At 53.5% G+C, this 18624-nt stretch carries 13 protein-coding genes; 7 read left to right on the top strand and 6 right to left on the bottom strand.

Annotation, left to right across the window (positions count from 1 at the left end; genetic code table 11):
- Positions 1–6 precede the first annotated feature (6 nt).
- The 5 genes from rpoN to npr all read left to right on the top strand — a co-directional run bounded on the left by rpoN (position 7) and on the right by npr (position 3710).
- Entirely contained in the window at positions 7–1440 is a 1434-nt protein-coding gene (rpoN, locus tag EPIR_RS01585) for an RNA polymerase factor sigma-54 (RefSeq protein WP_023653531.1), read from the top strand.
- Positions 1441–1462: 22 nt separating this feature from the next.
- Positions 1463–1750 carry a ribosome hibernation promoting factor gene (gene hpf, locus EPIR_RS01580; RefSeq protein WP_023653530.1) on the top strand — a complete coding sequence of 96 codons (288 nt, stop codon included), beginning with the start codon at positions 1463–1465 and terminating at the stop codon, positions 1748–1750.
- 176 nt (positions 1751–1926) lie between these two features.
- On the top strand, positions 1927–2409 hold the full coding sequence (gene ptsN, locus EPIR_RS01575; RefSeq protein WP_023653528.1) for a PTS IIA-like nitrogen regulatory protein PtsN: 483 nt from the start codon (positions 1927–1929) through the stop codon (positions 2407–2409).
- Positions 2410–2586: 177 nt separating this feature from the next.
- Positions 2587–3441, top strand: a complete 855-nt coding sequence (rapZ, locus tag EPIR_RS01570) for an RNase adapter RapZ (RefSeq protein WP_023653526.1) — start codon at positions 2587–2589, stop codon at positions 3439–3441.
- Positions 3438–3710: a PTS phosphocarrier protein NPr gene (npr, locus tag EPIR_RS01565; protein ID WP_004155080.1), complete on the top strand. Its 273-nt coding sequence runs from the start codon at positions 3438–3440 to the stop codon at positions 3708–3710. The genes rapZ and npr overlap by 4 nt, the downstream gene beginning before the upstream one ends.
- A gap of 75 nt (positions 3711–3785) precedes the next feature.
- Here npr and mtgA read toward each other — a convergent pair whose 3' ends face one another.
- Both mtgA and arcB read right to left on the bottom strand, forming a co-directional pair.
- Positions 3786–4511, bottom strand: a complete 726-nt coding sequence (mtgA, locus tag EPIR_RS01560) for a monofunctional biosynthetic peptidoglycan transglycosylase (protein ID WP_023653525.1) — start codon at positions 4509–4511, stop codon at positions 3786–3788.
- 789 nt (positions 4512–5300) lie between these two features.
- On the bottom strand, positions 5301–7640 hold the full coding sequence (arcB, locus tag EPIR_RS01555) for an aerobic respiration two-component sensor histidine kinase ArcB (RefSeq protein WP_023653524.1): 2340 nt from the start codon (positions 7638–7640) through the stop codon (positions 5301–5303).
- 975 nt (positions 7641–8615) lie between these two features.
- On the opposite strand from arcB, the gene EPIR_RS01550 reads away from it, so the two are divergent.
- On the top strand, positions 8616–14150 hold the full coding sequence (locus EPIR_RS01550) for a glutamate synthase-related protein (RefSeq protein WP_023653522.1): 5535 nt from the start codon (positions 8616–8618) through the stop codon (positions 14148–14150).
- A 49-nt stretch (positions 14151–14199) separates the two neighbouring features.
- A complete protein-coding gene (locus EPIR_RS01545) occupies positions 14200–15957 on the top strand; it encodes a sulfite reductase subunit alpha (protein ID WP_023653521.1) in 1758 nt (585 codons plus the stop codon).
- 154 nt (positions 15958–16111) lie between these two features.
- Here the strand turns inward: EPIR_RS01545 and sspB are convergent, their stop codons facing one another.
- The 4 genes from sspB to rplM form a co-directional block, all read right to left on the bottom strand.
- The gene (gene sspB / locus EPIR_RS01540; RefSeq protein ID WP_023653519.1) at positions 16112–16609 is read right to left on the bottom strand and encodes a ClpXP protease specificity-enhancing factor; all 498 of its coding nucleotides are present in this window, start codon (positions 16607–16609) and stop codon (positions 16112–16114) included.
- A 4-nt stretch (positions 16610–16613) separates the two neighbouring features.
- Positions 16614–17255, bottom strand: coding sequence for a stringent starvation protein SspA (sspA, locus tag EPIR_RS01535; RefSeq protein ID WP_023653518.1), 642 nt, complete (start codon positions 17253–17255; stop codon positions 16614–16616).
- Between the two features lie 307 nt (positions 17256–17562).
- The gene (gene rpsI / locus EPIR_RS01530; protein WP_004168023.1) at positions 17563–17955 is read right to left on the bottom strand and encodes a 30S ribosomal protein S9; all 393 of its coding nucleotides are present in this window, start codon (positions 17953–17955) and stop codon (positions 17563–17565) included.
- Between the two features lie 15 nt (positions 17956–17970).
- Positions 17971–18399 carry a 50S ribosomal protein L13 gene (gene rplM, locus EPIR_RS01525; RefSeq protein ID WP_004155066.1) on the bottom strand — a complete coding sequence of 143 codons (429 nt, stop codon included), beginning with the start codon at positions 18397–18399 and terminating at the stop codon, positions 17971–17973.
- Positions 18400–18624 lie beyond the last annotated feature (225 nt).

Genomic DNA, 18624 nt, shown 5'->3' with positions numbered 1-18624 from the left:
CTGAACATGAAGCAAGGTTTACAACTCCGGCTGAGCCAACAGCTTGCCATGACGCCACAGTTGCAACAGGCCATTCGACTGTTGCAACTTTCGACGCTTGAACTACAACAAGAAATTCAGCTGGCGCTGGAAAGTAACCCGTTGCTTGAACAGACCGATCTTCATGAAGAGGTCGACAGCCACGAATACCAGGAAACCGAGGCTCTGGATACCAGGGAGGCGCTGGAACAGAAGGATATGCCCGAAGAGCTGCCGCTGGATGCCACTTGGGATGAGATTTACACGGCGGGCACGCCTTCTGGAACAGGCACTGACTATCATGATGATGAATTGCCCGTTTACCAGGGGGAAACCACGCAGTCGCTACAGGATTACCTGATGTGGCAGGTGGAGCTGACGCCGTTTAGCGATACCGACCGGGCGATTGCAACGTCGATTGTTGATGCCGTTGATGATACCGGTTATCTGACGATTTCACTGGAGGAAATCCTCGACAGCATGGGTAACGACGAGCTGGCACTTGATGAAGTCGAAGCGGTGCTGAAGCGCGTGCAGCGCTTTGACCCAGTCGGCGTCTGCGCCCGCGATCTGCGTGACTGCCTGCTGGTTCAGCTATCACAATTTGCCCAAGAATATCCTTTCCTGAAAGAAGCTCGCCTGATTGTCAGTGAGCATCTTGATCTGCTGGCAAACCACGATTTTCGTAGCCTGATGCGCGTCACGCGCCTGAAGGAAGACGTGCTGAAAAGCGCGATGCAGCTGATTCAGACACTCGATCCCAGGCCAGGCCAGTCGATTCATACTCAGGAACCCGAATATGTCATCCCTGACGTATTGGTGCGTAAACTCAGCAATCGCTGGGCGGTCGAGCTCAATGCTGACAGCGTGCCACGTTTGAAAATTAATCAGCATTACGCTTCTCTTGGCTCAAGTTCTCGTAGCGATAGCGACTCGCAGTTTATCCGCAGTAACCTGCAGGAGGCGAAGTGGCTGATCAAAAGCCTGGAAAGCCGAAATGATACCCTGCTGAAAGTGACCCGCTGCATTGTCGATCGGCAACAGGCTTTTTTTGAACAGGGTGAAGAGTTTATGCGCCCGATGGTACTGGCCGATATCGCCAGCGCAGTCGAAATGCATGAATCAACTATTTCGCGTGTCACCACGCAAAAATACCTGCATAGCCCGCGCGGTATTTTTGAACTCAAGTATTTTTTCTCCAGCCACGTCAGCACTGAAGGCGGAGGCGAAGCCTCGTCCACGGCCATTCGTGCACTGGTGAAAAAATTAGTCTCGGCGGAAAACCCTGCCAAACCGCTGAGCGACAGCAAGCTCACCGCCATGCTTTCCGAACAGGGGATCATGGTCGCCAGGCGCACTGTGGCAAAATACCGAGAGTCTTTATCCATCCCGCCATCAAACCAACGTAAACAGCTGGTCTGAACGAACTGAGAAGGAAGACACCATGCAGCTCAATATCACTGGACAACACGTTGAAATCACTGAACCATTGCGCGAGTTTGTTACTGCCAAATTTGCCAAGCTGGAACACTATTTTGACCGAATTAACCAAGTCTATATTGTTTTAAAAGTGGAGAAAGTGACGCAAATTGCAGACGCAACGCTGCATATAAACGGCGGAGAGCTGCATGCCACCTCGGAAGAAAAAGATATGTACGCGGCAATTGACGGCCTTATTGATAAGCTAACGCGTCAGTTAAATAAACATAAAGACAAGTTAAAACAACACTAAACTTCACTAAGCACCGAGTGATTTTTTAGCGCCGGGATCATGATTCAGGCTGAAAGAGGTTGATGGCCCGTTGGTGATTCATCAGACGGGCCTTTACGCCGTTCTGCGTGATAACCTACTGATTCAACGCGAATAAAATGCATTCATCCTGCAAAAGTGAATAAGTAAGTGAAACTATGATGAACAATGATCTAAAACTGGAACTGGGCTCAGTGCTAAGCGTCTCCTGCACGCGTAATGACGTACATTGCCAAAGCAAAAAACGCGCACTGGAAATTATCAGCGAGCTGGCGGCTAAACAGCTTAACCTGCCACAACAGATAATTTTTGATGCTATTCTGACGCGCGAAAGAATGGGCAGTACCGGAATCGGTAATGGCATTGCCATCCCGCACGGCAAGCTTGAAGAAGATACGCTACGCGCCGTAGGCGTCTTTATTCGCCTTGAAAGTCCCATCGCTTTTGATGCCATTGATAATCAGCCAGTGGATTTACTTTTTGCTCTGCTGGTACCGGCAGATCAGTGTAAAACACATCTGCACACGCTTTCTCTGGTCGCCAAACGTCTGGCGGATAAAACCGTCCTGCGCCGCCTGCGCGCCGCGCGGAGTGATGAAGAACTGTATCAAATCATCACGGAAGGTAACCTTGAGACGTAACTGAACAATGATATTGCCAAAATCATTGATGCGATCGATAAGATCACAGCAGAACGTCAGAAAGTGAACGATAGCAACGCTGTTATCCGTATGGACGGTGACAGTCCGGCTCAGACAGCGAATGTCGTTGCTGCTTCAGGCACAAAGGTTCAAACGGCTAAACTGGGGGAAAAGTAAATGGTGCTGATGATCGTTAGCGGTCGTTCAGGCTCAGGGAAATCAGTGGCGTTGCGAGCCCTTGAGGATATGGGCTTCTACTGCGTGGATAACCTGCCAGTGGTATTGCTGCCCGATCTGGCTCGTTCGCTGGCGGAACGTAATATGTCGGCAGCGGTAAGCATTGACGTGCGTAACATGCCGGAATCTCCGGAAGTATTCGAAAACGCCCTGACCAGTCTGCCCGATAGCTTTTCGCCGCAGCTGCTGTTTCTTGATGCCGATCGCAACACCCTGATCCGACGTTACAGCGACACCCGGCGTCTCCATCCACTTTCCAGCAAAAACCTCTCGCTGGAAAGTGCGATTGATGAAGAAAACGTTCTGCTGGAGCCGCTACGCTCCCGTGCCGACCTGATTATTGATACGTCAGAAATGTCAGTCCATGAGCTGGCAGAAATGCTGCGCACCCGCCTGCTGGGTAAGCGTGAGCGCGAACTGACGATGGTTTTCGAATCTTTTGGCTTTAAGCACGGCATTCCAATCGATGCCGATTACGTCTTTGACGTACGTTTCTTACCCAACCCGCACTGGGACCCGAAGCTGCGTCCGATGACCGGTCTCGATCGCCCCGTCGCCGCGTTCCTCGACCGTCACACTGAAGTCCATAATTTCATTTATCAGACGCGCAGTTATCTGGAGTTGTGGTTGCCGATGCTGGAAACCAACAATCGCAGCTATCTCACCGTAGCCATAGGGTGTACCGGTGGCAAACACCGCTCGGTGTACATTGCCGAGCAGCTGGCAGACTATTTCCGTTCGCGCGGCAAAAACGTGCAGTCTCGCCATCGTACGTTGGAAAAACGCAGATCATGAGCATAAAACAGACCGTTGAGATCAAAAATAAGTTGGGTATGCACGCCCGCCCTGCAATGAAACTGTTCGAGCTGGTACAAAGTTTTGATGCTGAAGTGCTGCTGCGCAATGAGAGTGGTACTGAAGCTGAAGCGAGCAGCGTGATTGCCCTGCTGATGCTTGACTCTGCTAAAGGCGGCCATATTGAGGTGGAAGCCAGCGGCCCGGAAGAAGAGAAAGCACTGGCAGCCGTCATCGATCTGTTTAACGCGGGCTTTGACGAAGACTGAGCCACGGATAAGCGGCTGGCATTTTCAGTCAGCCTTCTTATTGCTACTGCGTTTCCATAAAACGACAGATAATTTTCATCGCAATTTATGTTTCTGTAGAAAATCTTCCCCGCCTAACTGGCGCATTTGGCGTAAAATCCATTGCTGGCGCTGGCGCACATAGGCAGACGGCGCATCGGCCCTAAATTGCAGAGGATTAGGCAGAACAGCCGCCAGCAATGCCGCTTCAGACGGCGTCAGACGACGGGCAGGTTTATGGAAATAACGCTGCGAGGCCTCCTCAACGCCAAAAACGCCTTCCCCCATTTCAGCGACGTTAAGATAAACGGTAAGAATGCGCCGTTTGGTCCAGAGGGTCTCGATGCCCAGCGTCAATCCTGCTTCCAACCCCTTACGAATCCAGCTGCGCCCATCCCAGAGGAAGACATTCTTCGCGGTTTGCTGTGATAACGTCGAAGCACCACGCAGGGCTTTTTTCTTGCCATCACCGTCCAGAACCAACTGAATCGCCTCCACGTCAAATCCCCAATGGGTGGGAAAATTTTGATCTTCGGAGGCAATAACCGCCAGCGCCATCCACGGAGAAATTTCCGGCATCCCTACCCAATCAGAGTGAGCAACATAGTGGAAGTCTCCGCTAAACCAGGCACCTAGCTGTCGCTCAACCATGACGGCAGAAAACGGCAGCGGTACAAAAGCAAAAATTACTATGCCACTGAGCCATAAACCCGCCATACCCAGTACCAGACGGAAGAGCCAGCTCTTAATGCGCGCTAAACGGCTTTTTTGACGGCGACTCATACACCTGGAACCACTAAATTTCGTTCAGCATAAGAATACAACAGGATTTCTCCATAAAGATAAGTTAATCTGTTCTCAGCGGAATCGGTTCCATAGAGGCACCCGATTGGGCTAAAAACCATAATTTGACGGCATAACGGACTATCGCACTCTGCACGATTGATTTAAATATCTTATGATTCACGGTGTTTAATTAATATAAGCTGACATCCTTTGAAATAACTTCATGCAGATTTTTTCATTATGCTACTTATTTCGTCGTGCAAAGGTACTGGTCAGAGAGTTTCAACACGATAACAGGCTCAGCTTTTAAATGTTTCTCACTCACTATCGGATAATTTGCAACAGCATAAGTCAAATCTATTCAGATATTGCGTAAAAATAAAAAATAAAATAAACAAAAACAGAATGTTAAGTCGAGTTTATGCCATTTTGGCAAAGTTAAGATCGGTCACGATGAGAAACCTCTTCAAGTTACGTGTTCATCCTAATCTTCTTGGTCAAATAAAATACAGAAGCGCTTAAAAAGCAAGCAATCTAACGCGTAAATTGATTCCGAGCTTGACTATATGTTCAAATTCGGGTCTCCTGTTGACAAACGCTGTTCAACATCACACATTTTAATGAATCTGGTAACATGTGATTCAGAATTTGCTAAGGTAATGACCGGACGTTTTGAGTTTTACCCAATACCAAATCTGTGCTCCCGATGATAACTATCAGAACAGCACAGATTACCAATTTCCCTGGTGTTGGCGCAGTCTTCGCGCACCCCGGCTTCGGTCGGGGTCATTTTTTTTCAGCGTCTGTTACCCATTTCCGTAAAACTTCCATATCATTCCGCCATTCAAGTTTAAGCTCGTCGATCCATTCCTGAACGTTGTCCCACCATGCCGGCAACTCCGGACTTTGAATCTGTTTTGCCACCTGCTGTAAATGCGTCAGTCCGACCGAACCCGCTGCACCCTTAATCTTGTGCCCCTCTTCCGCAATGCCTTTCTGGTCACGCGCCATCATATTCGAGTCCAGCACCGCCAGGTATCCAGGCATCATCTGCTCAAACATCGCCAGGCTCTGGTGGATTAACTGGGGGCCGACCAGTTCCATATACTGCTCCAGCATCGGTAAATCGAGTAACGCCAGTTCTTTCTCTCCCATGCTCTGCTCAGGAGCCGCCGGACTCTCCTCTGTCTGATCATCCCAGTATTTCTTGATCATGGCTGTCAGCGCAGGAACCGCCAGCGGTTTGCTTAAGACGTCGTCCATACCCGCATCCAGATATTCCCGCCTGTCCTTCAGCACGTTGGCCGTCAGCGCGACCAGCGGTGGCAGCTGCGCATGGGGATAACGCTGATGAATAGCGCGTGCTACATCCAGTCCGGTCATATCCGGTAGTTGGATATCCAGCAATACCAGGTCGAATTCATCCGGGTCAAACATGTCAAGCGCGCCCTGACCGGTCATCGCCACCTCCACGCTGTTACCCAGCTTTTCCAACACCGAACGGGCTACCACGACATTTAACTCAATATCTTCCACCAGCAGCACATGCAGCGCGGGCAGCGGCATTTCCTCTTCCGCCCGCTCGTCTGGTGAAACTTCCGCGATACGTGGTGCGTTAAGCGTAAGGGTAAAACATGAGCCTTTACCCGGCGCGCCGGAGACGCTGATATCACCGCCCATGCTTTGCGCCAGGCGGCGTGAAACGGCCAGCCCAATGCCGGTGCCGGTGGCAGGTTTACCGCCGTGCCGATCCTTCACCTGGTAATACATGGCAAAAATTTTGTCCTGCTCATCCTTTGGGATGCCGATGCCGGAATCCTGAACATCAAAACGCAGGCACTCTTCGCTCTGATAGCCGACACGCACCACAATTTCTCCTTGCTGGGTGAATTTCACGGCGTTACCAATCAGATTCCACAGGATCTGGCGCAGTCGGGTGCCATCGACCCGAATTTTGTGTGGCAGCGGCAGCTGGGGCTCCAGTACAAACCTGAGTCCTTTTGGCTCGACCAGCAGGCCGGAGATATTTTCCAGGTCGGCAAGAAAACCGGTGAAGTCCATCGGCTGGTTATCCAGCTGAACTTTGCGTCGCTCCATTTTGTCCATTTCGATCACATCATTAAAAATGTTGCCGAGGGTAATGGCCGACACATGGATAGTTTTAAGGTACTTGAGCTGTTCCTGATCGAGATCGGTATCCAGCAGGATGCGACTTAAACCGACAATACCATTAAGCGGCGTACGCAGCTCGTGGCTGATCGTTGAGATAAAAGTGGTCTTCTCCCTGCTGGCATTCTCTAAAGCGTCCTGATAACGCTTACGCTCGGTTATATCGCGTCCGAAGCCCATCAGCCCGCTCCGTTTGCCAACCCGGTCGTAATAGGGCACTTTGCGGATTTCAAAACAGGCTTTGCGCCCGTCAGGATATTGCAGCCACTGTTCATAAGTGAGCGAGACGTTGTGATGGAAGACTTTTTCATCCGTTTCCAGCACTTTGGTGGCCGCATCGTCGTCATAGACTTCTTTCGGCGACAACCCAATCAGCTGTCTTTCACTTTTGCCCGTCAGCAGCTCCATCGCCCGGTTGCAGCCGGAAAATTGACGATCGCTGTTGCGGTAGAATACCAGATCCGGTGAGGCATCAAGAAAAGAGCGCAGAAACGAGGATTGCTGTTCGAGTTCAATCTGCGCCTCTTCACGACGCACCATCTCATCTTTAAGCCGCGTCATGACCTGCAAACGTTCCTCTTCAGCCTTGATACGATCGGCAATCTCCTGGTTTAACTGGGTGATATTGCCCTGCATCTGCTGATTCAGCTCGAGATCGCGCTTACGCATCTCCTCCAGCTTATCCACCAGCCGCTCCAGCCGCTGGCGCGACTCTTCCAGCTGTTCAACCACGACCGAGAGAAAATAGACCGCCCACGGAGTTATCAGCAGGCCGAAAAACACCGAACGCACCATATCAATGCTTTCAACGTGCCCGTGCAGCACCATCGTGACGGCCATTTGAACAATCATCGCCAGCACAACCAGCGCAGAAGCCAGCAGTAGCGAAAAACGGATGAGTCCAAGTTTTACCATCAAATCTACGTAGTACTGCGCTAACAAACGAATTTGCTTCATAAAAGGTCCTTTTCAGCCTGATAGCGGCAATCATACCGGAATTGTTTCAAACACCAATGCGCCGTGCAATCCACGCAGAACCACGGTTGTGCACGTTAATCGTGCATCCCAGCTTATCTCACGCAGAAGATAGAGCAGAATTATCGTCTGCCTACCTACCAACAGACCAGCAAAGCGCTGTTTCGCCGTCGGCATCATCGGACAGGTTGCCAGTTGTGGAAAAGTTGATCGGAAAAGTATTGACTAAATTTTATAACTGCATAATCTGTAGGGCCGTTCCGAATTCAGTATGCCTCTTTCTGCCGATGCGCTGACCACTACCGCCCTCTTCAACCTTGCCTGACGCATAACCATTCATATTTTATGAAATATTAACCACATCGCTGGTAATTAATTTTTCTAATATCTTAGCCCCTTTTTATTCAAATACACCGACAGCACAAAAACAGTGCGTTTATGCAGTTTTACTCAAATTTCCAGCACATTATGCCAGCAATACCCCCAGCACCAGCATGGTGCAGAGATTTGCTCACTGCCCTATAGTGAGTCAGCTCACACTATTTAGCCTGCCGGGCGGCCGTTAAACAGAGAATAAAAAGACATTAAACACTTACAAATCAATCTAATAACCCACAATAAGCGCTAAAAATCATAAGTAAAGCGACCATTTGACCTGAGTCAGCTTTCCCGATAAGTTGGGAATTCGCCGGAAGCTTTCCTGATGGGCCAGTGTGTCGGCATATCTATGCAGCAAGACGATTCCCTCGTGATGCAAGTTATCTCCAATTTGAGACCAGGATTTTAGCGAGCAAGACATTAAAGGACGGCAAGAACGTGTCTGATAATGAAATGCCCGGAGCCACAGTGTCCGCATTTTAGCGGCAAGCAAATGATACAGAGCCTGAGGCAACACTCCGTTGTGCTCTGTGCCTGAAAAAATACAGGTAATGTCAAAAGAAGTTCAGGAGGCCCACGATGTCCAACTCAAAACCTTTCCCTTATGGCTTGTATGACCCATCGAAAGACAGCGACAGCTGCGGCGTGGGCTTCATTACGCGTAAGGATGGCGCGCAAACTCATGAGGTGCTGGAAATGGCACACAGCGCCCTGTGCACCGTTCCGCATCGTGGGGGAATGTCTGCCGAAGGCGTGGGTGATGGAGCCGGGGTGAACGTGGATCTCTCGCTGCACTTCTTCCGTAAAATCACCGGGCAAGCGCTGGAAGCAGGCCGTTTTGGCGTGGGTAACTTCTTTGTGCCGAAGGACAGCGCGCTGCGCGCCAATGCCGAGCGTCTGGTTGAAGATACGCTACACGCCTGCGACCTCAAGATCATTGCCCGGCGTGATATCCCGCTGGATAACAGCGTATTACGTCCGGCAGCGATCTCTTTCCAGCTGCCCATCGCGCAATGGATCTTTGCTGCTCCCGACGATATCACCAGCCAAATTGATTTTGAGAAGCGCATTTATCGCGCCCTGCTGCAAATCGAAGCCCGCGCCTTTAGCGAAAGTGAATTCGGCGGACTCTACCCGCTGTCACTCTCCTCGCGCACTCAGGTTCTGAAAGCACGCCTAAACTCGAATGAAGTGATCCCCTATTTCAAGGATCTGACCGATACCGATCATCAGGTACGCGGTCTGTTCTTCCATACGCGCTTCTCAACCAATACCGATCCACATACCACGATGGCACAGCCGTTCCGGCTCATGGCGCACAACGGTGAGTTAAACACCGACCGTAAAAACCGTATTGCGGAAGCCGCACTGGCGCTGGCGCGTGGTAAGAACATCGTGCGGCCTAAGGGACAATCGGACAGCTCGCGTCTCGATCAGAGTATCCACAGCCGCCTGATGGAAGACAATCTCGACCTGATCACCGCCGTGGTGTCCATGATGCCGCCCGCATGGGAAAACGATCCGACACTGTCGACCGAAGTGCGCGCCATGCTGGAGTACTTCTCTCTTTATGAAGAGAAGAACGACGGCCCGGCAGCGCTGATTTTCGGTAATGGCGAAGTGATCGGCGCGCGTCTGGACCGCCTCGGCCTGCGTCCGCTGCGTTCGGTGGAAACCGCCGACTATATTGGTGCCATGTCTGAAGCGGGTCAGATCGCCTTCCCGCCAGAAAGCGTGCTGCGCCGTGGCCGTATCGAAGCGGGCGGGATGCTGTATTACGATCACCGCGAAAAACGCAGCTACACCACGCTTGAAGCGCTGGAAAAACTGGCGGCGGTGGCTGACTATCCGGCCTTGCTGGCGCAGTCCCGCGTGCTGTTGCAAGATCTGCCGGTGATCCCGGCTGAACAACAGGGATCGCCATTGCGTTATAGCGGCGATCTTAAAACCTGGCAGCGATTTGTCGCTTACTACTACAATCAGGAAAGCTTCAAATTCATGATGGACCCGATGCTCACCACCGGCGCAGAGAAAATCTCCGCCATGGGTTACGGCAACGCCATCAACGCCCTGTCCGACCATGAAGGCGGCATGGCGCACTATTTCTCCCAGCGCTTTGCCCAGGTCACCAATCCACCCCTGGATTCCATCCGTGAGGTTGACGGTATGACCCTGCGGGTGGCCCTGGGTGCCAAACCGCATTTAGGTCGCAGCAAGGGTCAACAGATCGTTGTTCCCACGCCGATCCTGACGCACCTTGATATGCTGCAACTGCGTGAGCAGACCGTAGCGCCATATGCTCGCTTTGAAATGCTCTATACGCCGGTGATCGGCAGCGATACCGCAAGCCGCGCGGCCAATGCTGATGCACTGGAACACGCCATTGATGAGCTGGCACAGCAGGTGGTTGATTTCGCCCGTGAACAGGGTGGCATCGCGGTGATCACCGACCGTCATCTCTCCAGCACCAGCGCCGCTATCCCGATGCTGCTGGTGGTATCCGCCATTAACCAGCGCCTGGTGCAGGAAGGTCTGCGTCTGGACGTCTCGCTGGTGGTGGAAAGCGGCCAGAGCATCTCTTCCCACCATATCGCGGCGGCGCTGGGCTTTGGGGCTTCCGCCATCTATCCACTGGGCGTGCAGATGCGTGCCGAAGAGAAATATGGCGAGGGTGAAAGCGGCAATAAAGCCTTTAAGCGTTACGCCAAAGCCGCCGAGAAAGCCCTGATGAAAACGATGGGCAAAGTCGGCTTGTGTACCGTGGAGAGCTACAGCTGCGGCGAATTCTTTGAGCCGAACTTCCTTGATACCGAAGATCGCGTGCTGAAAAAGTACTTCCCTAACATCAAAACCCCGGTAGGCGGTGCAGGCTTTGCCTCTATCGCGCAGATGGCGGTTGACTGGCACCAGAGTGCGCTCCGCGTGCAGGGGGAAAATGACGTTCCGCTACTCGGCCTGTTCAAAGAGCGGGCGGAAGGGGCAGGTCACTCCTACGGCACCATTGCGGTGCGTACCTTTATTGATATGACAGAGCAACCTATCCGCTTTGCCGATAAACCGCGCGAGGAGGATAACTTTATCCGCCTGATGACGCTGGCAAAACTGGATAATGCGTTTCATATCAAAACGAAATCCTTCGCCGACAGCAGTTTTGAACGTATTCCTGACGAGGTTATCGATAACTTTACCATTACCGCTGACTATCGCCAGTTCTCCAGTCTGATGCTGGAAGAGCGCAAACGCCGTCCGGCGGCGCTACGCGATATTCTGGCTTTCCCGGCAGATTTAACCCACGTTGACAGCGAGGCGGAATTCACCCGCAAGCTGGGCCGTTACTCGCTGGTTAACAACGGCTTTGCGGTGCGCGGGCTGGTGTGCGAGGCCCTCGCAGAATGCGAAGGCCAGTTCAGACTGCGCCTGACCGATGCGGTAGCCGGACTGAAAAGCGAGCAGGAGCGCCTGACCACGCTGTGCGGCGTACTGACCAAACGCTTCGGTGATGCCATCGAGCATGCTGAGGTGACAGCAGACGCGCTGCATCTCACGGCACATGGCAAAGCGGCAGAGTATCTGGCGCGCATCTTCACTATTGCCCCGGCATTGCCAATGAGCGAAGTACAGCCAGCGCACGAAATTACCCGCACCTTTGCCTCCGGGGCGATGAGCCACGGCGCGCTGGTCGCTCCGGCGCATGAAGCGGTGGCGCACGGCACCAATATGGTCGGCGGCATGAGCAACTGTGGCGAAGGGGGCGAACACTACTCGCGTCACGGCACCATCCGTGCATCACGTATTAAGCAGCTGGCATCCGGTCGTTTCGGCGTCTGGGCCGCCTATCTGGCTGACCCGATGCTGGAAGAGCTGGAAATTAAAATTGGTCAGGGGGCGAAGCCCGGCGAAGGCGGCCAGCTGCCGTCGGCCAAAGTGACGGTGGAAATTGCCGCAGCCCGTGGCGGTACGCCGGGCGTGGAGCTGGTCTCCCCTCCTCCGCACCACGATACCTACTCCATCGAGGATTTGGCGCAGCTGATCCACGACTGTAAAGCCGCGCGCGTGCGCGTCATCGTCAAGCTGGTTTCTTCGGAAGGGATTGGCACCATTGCGGTTGGCGTAGCAAAAGCCGGAGCTGACGTGATCAACGTGGCCGGTAATACCGGCGGCACCGGGGCAGCCTCCGTCACCAGCCTGAAATACACCGGGCGCGTGGCGGAAATCGGCATCGCTGAAGTCCATCAGGCGCTCTGCGCCAACGGCCTGCGTGAGAAAGTCCTGCTGCGTTGCTCCGGCGCGCAGCAGACCGGCAGCGATGTGGTGAAATCCGCGCTGCTGGGCGGTGATAGCTTCGAGTTCGGCACCACGGCACTGATGATGCTGAAGTGCGTGATGGCGAAAAACTGTAATGTGAAATGCCCGGCGGGACTGACCACCAACGCCGAGGCGTTTGATGGCGATCCGCGTCAGCTGGCGCAGTATTTCATCAATGTGGCACACGAAGTGCGCGAGATGCTGGCGCGGCTCGGTCTGCGTTCACTGCGCGAAGCCCGTGGCCGCTCCGACCTGCTGCACCTGATGGATCATCCGCTGGAAGTGGGCAAGCTCGATCTGCGCGCCATGCTGACGGTGGTTCCCGAAATGAAAATCAGCCATCCGGTGTATCTGGAAAAAGATTTTACGCTGGATAACGGCTGGATCGACCGCTTGCAGGAACAGCTGGTCACCCAGGGATCGAACGCGATAGAACTGGGCAACGGGATAATCCTGAATAACCGTCATAAAAGCGTCGGTGGACAGCTGGCTATCGATATCGAACGCCTGCTCAACCACCAGCTGAACGCCGAACATGTTGCCCGCATTCCGGCGGCGCTACAGGACGATCGCGGTCGCCGCTATCTTGCACCGGCCACGGTGACTATTGTCACCTCCGGCTCTGCCGGGCAGTCGTACGGCGTGTTCTGTAATGACGGTATGCAACTACAGCACCAGGGCACCTGTAACGACGGCGTGGGTAAAGGCCAGTGCGGCGGCGAAATTATCGTCATATCGCCAGGCGGCGGCTCGCAGGATGCGGAAGGGAACGTGCTGATCGGCAACTTTGCGCTGTTTGGTGCCACCGGCGGGCGTCTGTTTGCCCAAGGTCAGGCGGGCGACCGATTTGCCGTGCGTAACTCGGGAGCCACGGCGGTGGTCGAAGGCGTTGGTGATTTCTGCTGTGAGTATATGACCAACGGCGCGGTACTGAACCTTGGCACTTATGGCACAGGCTTCGGTAACGGTATGAGCGGCGGTTTCGCCTATCAGTACGATCCGTATGGCACGCTGGCGGGTTCCGCTGCCGCTGACTCGGTGATGCTTGGAGCCATCAGTGATGACAATGAGATGGCTCGCGTGCATCAACAGGCGGTATTGACGATGCTGAACTGGCACCTGGAAGCCACCGGTTCGCCACGCGCCCAGTGGTTACTCGACCACTGGGAAACGGAAAGCCAGCATTTTGTCTACGTGATGCCACGTTCGCTGCTGCTGTATCAGGACGCTGCGGAAATCCTCAAGGCAAAAGCGCGTAAAGACCTGCTGGAAGAGCTGTCTACCTCGCTTGCGGGTCACCAGGTGGCGAAATTTAAAGCCGCGTGGCGTGCGGGTAAACCTATCGCCAACGGATCGGTTCCAGTTTACGGCGCAATGGACACCCCTGAAATGCTGGTGCTGCTGAATAATTACACCGTGTTGAGCTGCGCACAGCAGCTGGCGCTCTCCCGTCTGCCGAAAGGCACGCCGGTGCAGGAGCCGGCGGTGGAGAAAGCGGTACGTAACCTGCTGATGACAGAGGACTTTACTCTGATCGGTAAATTGCAGCGTCACGGCCGTGCGGCGATTGAAAGCTACAGCGATGAGCAGCTGGCCTGCCTGATAGGTGCCAAACGCATGGCGGATTACAAAGCGGCTCTGACGCAACGTAATATCCGTTCGATGGACAGCCTGGCCACATATGGCTGGATCCTGTATCAGGATGCGCGCAACAGAGAAGTACTGGGGCGACTGCCTGACTTTGAAGAGCTGTTTGCCCGAGCGGCACTGCCGGAGTTAGCGGCAGCGGTCGGCAAATTAGCCGGATAATGCACTGAATATCAACAGAATCAGCAACGGGATTGAGTAAATAAAAGCGATGAAAATTCCTTATATTCCTGAAGATGCGCCATTTAATGGCGAGCAGAAGTTTTGGCTGGCAGGTTTTCTTGCCGGATTACACTCACGCCTGCTGGTACTGGAAAATCAGCCCCAGGCAGCCGGGGCATCGGCATCGGCCACCACCACCCAGCTGCATATTCTGTTTGGTTCGCAGACGGGCAACGCCGAAGCGCTGGCGCAAAGCGCCGCCAGGGTCGCGCGCGCGAAAGGCCTGGTGCCGGTGGTTCAGGGCCTGGATGAAGTCGATCTCGACGTATTCGCCACCATGCGCCACGTGCTGGTGATCACCTCGACCTACGGCGAAGGTGAAATGCCGGATAATGCCCAGCTGTTCTGGCAGGCCATCACTGCCAGCACCGCGCCACGCCTTGAGCAGATGCACTTTGCGGTGCTGGCGATTGGCGATACCGGCTATGACGGCTTCTGTCAGGCGGGTAAATTCATCGATATGCGTCTTGAGCAGCTGGGCGCGAAACGGGTCTATGAACGCATTGACTGTGATATCGACTTTGAGGAGCCGTCCAACGCATGGCTCGACCAGTCGATGCCGCAGTTCGCCGCCAGCGCCGGCAGCAGTGGCAAGGTGTTGGACAGCGCACCGGAAGCGCCGGTTATCCCCGGCAGCAACAAAAATAACCCCTATGCGGCAACACTGGTCACCAACAAACGTCTTTCCGGCGAAGATTCCGGCAAGGACATTCGTCACTTTGAGTTTGATCTGAGCGACAGCGGCCTGAAGTACGAGGCCGGTGATGCGCTAGGCGTGATCCCGGTGAACGAGCCTGCATTGGTTAACCTGCTGTTGACCCAGCTTAAATCCGATTACGACACCCCGGTGCCGGGCTTTGAGAGAAGCCTGGGCGATCTGTTAACCTATCAGTTCGAGATTTCTGAACCTTCACGCAAGCTGATCGAATGGGTGGGACAGAACACCCGCAATCAGGAGTTGCGCCATGTGCTGCAACACGATGACAGGGATGCGCTGGGCGTCTGGCTGTGGGGGAAAGATACTCTCGACCTGTTACAGCTCGATACGACCCGCCCGTTAAGCATTCCTGAGTTTGTTGCTCTGCTGCGACCGCTACAACACCGCGCCTACTCGATCTCTTCCAGCCAGAAAGCGCATCCGAACCAGGTGCATCTGACCATCGCTTCCGTGCGTTATCACAGCGGCGGGCGTGCACGCGGCGGCGTCTGCTCGACTTACCTTGCAGAACGCGTGAAGCGTGGTGAAAAGCCAGCCATCTTTATCTCGCCAAATAAAGCCTTCCGCCTGCCGCCGAATAACGATGCTCCGCTGATTATGATCGGACCAGGGACCGGCATCGCGCCGTTCCGCGCCTTCCTTGAGGAGCGTGAAGCGTTAAGTGCGAAAGGTAAAAACTGGCTGTTCTTTGGCGATCAGCATCAGGAGCATGATTATATCTATCGCGATGAACTGGCTAAGTGGCAGGAAAACGGCCTGCTGACACGCCTCGATCTGGCTTTCTCACGCGATCAGGCGGATAAAATTTACGTGCAGGATCGGATGCTGGAACAGGGGGCAGAGCTGTTTGCCTGGTTACAGGAAGGTGGCTGTTTCTACGTCTGCGGCGATGCGTCACGTATGGCGAAAGATGTCGATAAAGCGCTGTACCAGATAGTTAGCCAGTTCGGCGGCATGTCATCGGAGCGCGCAGCGGATTACATTGACCAGCTGAAGAAAGAGAAACGCTATCTGCGCGACGTCTACTAAAACCTGATGACGTCCTCCGTCGGCCATGTTCTTTATTGGCCGACGGCGAAAACGCACGGATACAGCAAAAAAAAAATCCGGCAACCCTCAGGTCACCGGATACTTATTCCATCACCGTTTTGATTCAGGTGACTTAAGCCACCTGGACGGTGCTTTATTTCACCACGCGCAGCGCCGGACGACCGCCGCGCGGAGGCGGTTCGTCACCAGGGCCGTCATCATCGGTCGCGCTGTCATCGGGACGATCGCCGTCAATCACCGACATGACCGTTTCCGGGCCGCCATCTTCGCCGTTTGAGGCCTGATCCTCGTCTATTCCATCGTACTCGGGTTCAGGTTCAAACATGGTGCCGGCACCGTTTTCACGGGCATAAATCGCCAACACCGCCGCTAACGGGACGGAAACCTGGCGCGGAACGCCACCAAAACGTGCGCTGAAACGGACTTCATCATTGCCCAGCTCCAGGTCCCCTACCGCGCGGGGTGCGATGTTCAGAACGATCTGACCATCACGCGCATACTCCAGAGGAACCATCACGTCGGGCAAATTAATGTCGACGACCAGATGCGGCGTGAGATCGTTATCAAGCAACCACTCATAAAAAGCGCGCAACAGGTAGGGACGGCGTGCCGTCAGTTGAGTCATTTCCATCGTATCAGCCCCGCGTGTGCAGGCGCATTTCACGTTCCGCTTCCGTCAGGGAAGCAAGGAAGGAATCACGCTCGAATACACGAGTCATATAGCCTTTCAGCTCTTTTGAACCTGCGCCCAGCAGCTCAATGCCCATCTGCGGTAAACGCCACAGCAGCGGAGCCAGATAGCAGTCAACCAGGCTAAACTCTTCGCTCATAAAGAAAGGCGTGCGCGCGAACAGTGGAGCGATTGCCAGCAGCTCTTCACGCAGCTGCTTACGTGCAGCTTCCGCTTCCTGCGCCGTGCCGTTTTCGACTTTACGCATCAGGCTGTACCAGTCCTGCTCAACGCGGTGCATCATCAGGCGGCTTTCACCACGCGCAACCGGATAGACCGGCATCAACGGTGGGTGTGGAAAACGTTCGTCCAGATATTCCATGATGATGCGCGATTCATACAGCGTCAGCTCGCGATCGACAAGGGTGGGTACGGTACGGTATGGGTTGAGGTCGATCAGATCCTGTGGCAGGTTATCCGTTTCAACCTGCTCGATCTCGACGCTCACACCCTTTTCAGCCAGTACAATGCGTACCTGATGGCTAAAAATGTCAGTCGGACCAGAAAACAGCGTCATTACCGAACGTTTGTTGGCAGCGACAGCCATGTAAACCTCCAAGTTTATCGAGAAAATTACTGCGAATAGCCATCACACGGCGACTCATCATTGCCATTAGCCTGAAGACAAACGCTCCCTACCCATACAGGATAGACGCATCTTTGCCCGACTAATGGGCACAAAGTGACACATAGTTTACCAGATTTTAGCCTGCTTGTGGGGATGGGAATACGCAATTGCCGGGAAAATGATAAAGCCCCGTGTCTTGGGCGCATTTTGTTGCGAGAGACAAATAAAAAACCCGGTGCCTGGGCACCGGGTTTTCCGATAATTGAATCTGCCGAAGCAGAAAAAATTAACGTTTGGAGAACTGAGGACGACGACGTGCTTTACGCAGACCGACTTTCTTACGTTCAACCTGACGAGCATCACGAGTAACGAAGCCTGCTTTACGCAGTTCGCCACGCAGTGACTCATCATACTCCATCAGAGCGCGTGTGATACCGTGACGGATCGCACCAGCCTGACCAGAGATACCACCACCTTTAACGGTGATGTACAGATCGAATTTACCGACCATGTCCAGCAGTTCCAGCGGCTGACGAACTACCATGCGGGCAGTTTCGCGACCGAAGTACTGTTCTAATGAACGCTGGTTGATAACGATGTTACCGCTACCCGGCTTAATAAAGACGCGTGCGGAAGAGCTTTTGCGGCGACCAGTGCCGTAGTTTTGATTCTCAGCCATTGCCTGTAATCCCGATTAAATGTCAAGAACTTGCGGTTGCTGTGCCGCATGGTTGTGCTCGTTGCCCGCGTAAACTTTCAGTTTACGGTACATAGCACGGCCCAGCGGGCCCTTTGGCAGCATGCCTTTAACCGCGATTTCAATCACGCGTTCAGGACGGCGAGCAATCATCTCTTCGAAGGTCGCTTGCTTGATACCACCGATGTGGCCGGTGTGATGGTAATAAATCTTATCGCTACGCTTGTTACCGGTTACGGCAACTTTCTCAGCGTTAAGAACGATAATGTAATCACCAGTATCGACGTGCGGAGTATATTCCGCTTTGTGCTTACCGCGCAGACGACGAGCCAGTTCAGTCGCTAAACGACCTAAGGTTTTGCCTGTTGCGTCAACAACATACCAGTCACGTTGGACCGATTCTGGCTTAGCTGTAAAAGTTTTCATCTAAAAGCTTACCCAAATTAAGTTACACGTTGGTGAAATCCCAAACGCTTGAATAAACGGTTGGAGCTCACACGACCATCTTGACCAGCAAGCCCACCCCTTCGGATAGAGTTACTGGAACACAAAGAGTTTTGGGAAAAAAACCTTTGCTGTAACGTGGGGTCGCAAGATTATAGAGAAGTCGCTCTTAAAGATCGAACGTTTTCTGCGATAAAATTGCGATGT

The sequence above is a fragment of the Erwinia piriflorinigrans CFBP 5888 genome (assembly GCF_001050515.1).
Lineage (GTDB): Bacteria > Pseudomonadota > Gammaproteobacteria > Enterobacterales > Enterobacteriaceae > Erwinia > Erwinia piriflorinigrans.
Note: the sequence above shows the minus strand (reverse complement) of the source record. Positions and strands in the feature narration are given on the sequence as shown.

What these genes read in the sequence shown, in the direction of transcription:
- rapZ (WP_023653526.1), top strand. Translation starts at nt 2,587, where the DNA reads ATGGTGCTGATGATCGTTAGCGGTCGTTCAGGCTCAGGGAAATCAGTG.
- sspA (WP_023653518.1), bottom strand. Translation starts at nt 17,255, where the DNA reads ATGGCTGTCGCTGCCAACAAACGTTCGGTAATGACGCTGTTTTCTGGT.
- EPIR_RS01545 (WP_023653521.1), top strand. Translation starts at nt 14,200, where the DNA reads ATGAAAATTCCTTATATTCCTGAAGATGCGCCATTTAATGGCGAGCAG.
- arcB (WP_023653524.1), bottom strand. Translation starts at nt 7,640, where the DNA reads ATGAAGCAAATTCGTTTGTTAGCGCAGTACTACGTAGATTTGATGGTA.
- rplM (WP_004155066.1), bottom strand. Translation starts at nt 18,399, where the DNA reads ATGAAAACTTTTACAGCTAAGCCAGAATCGGTCCAACGTGACTGGTAT.
- EPIR_RS01550 (WP_023653522.1), top strand. Translation starts at nt 8,616, where the DNA reads ATGTCCAACTCAAAACCTTTCCCTTATGGCTTGTATGACCCATCGAAA.
- rpoN (WP_023653531.1), top strand. Translation starts at nt 7, where the DNA reads ATGAAGCAAGGTTTACAACTCCGGCTGAGCCAACAGCTTGCCATGACG.
- hpf (WP_023653530.1), top strand. Translation starts at nt 1,463, where the DNA reads ATGCAGCTCAATATCACTGGACAACACGTTGAAATCACTGAACCATTG.
- sspB (WP_023653519.1), bottom strand. Translation starts at nt 16,609, where the DNA reads ATGGAAATGACTCAACTGACGGCACGCCGTCCCTACCTGTTGCGCGCT.
- npr (WP_004155080.1), top strand. Translation starts at nt 3,438, where the DNA reads ATGAGCATAAAACAGACCGTTGAGATCAAAAATAAGTTGGGTATGCAC.
- rpsI (WP_004168023.1), bottom strand. Translation starts at nt 17,955, where the DNA reads ATGGCTGAGAATCAAAACTACGGCACTGGTCGCCGCAAAAGCTCTTCC.
- mtgA (WP_023653525.1), bottom strand. Translation starts at nt 4,511, where the DNA reads ATGAGTCGCCGTCAAAAAAGCCGTTTAGCGCGCATTAAGAGCTGGCTC.
- ptsN (WP_023653528.1), top strand. Translation starts at nt 1,927, where the DNA reads ATGATGAACAATGATCTAAAACTGGAACTGGGCTCAGTGCTAAGCGTC.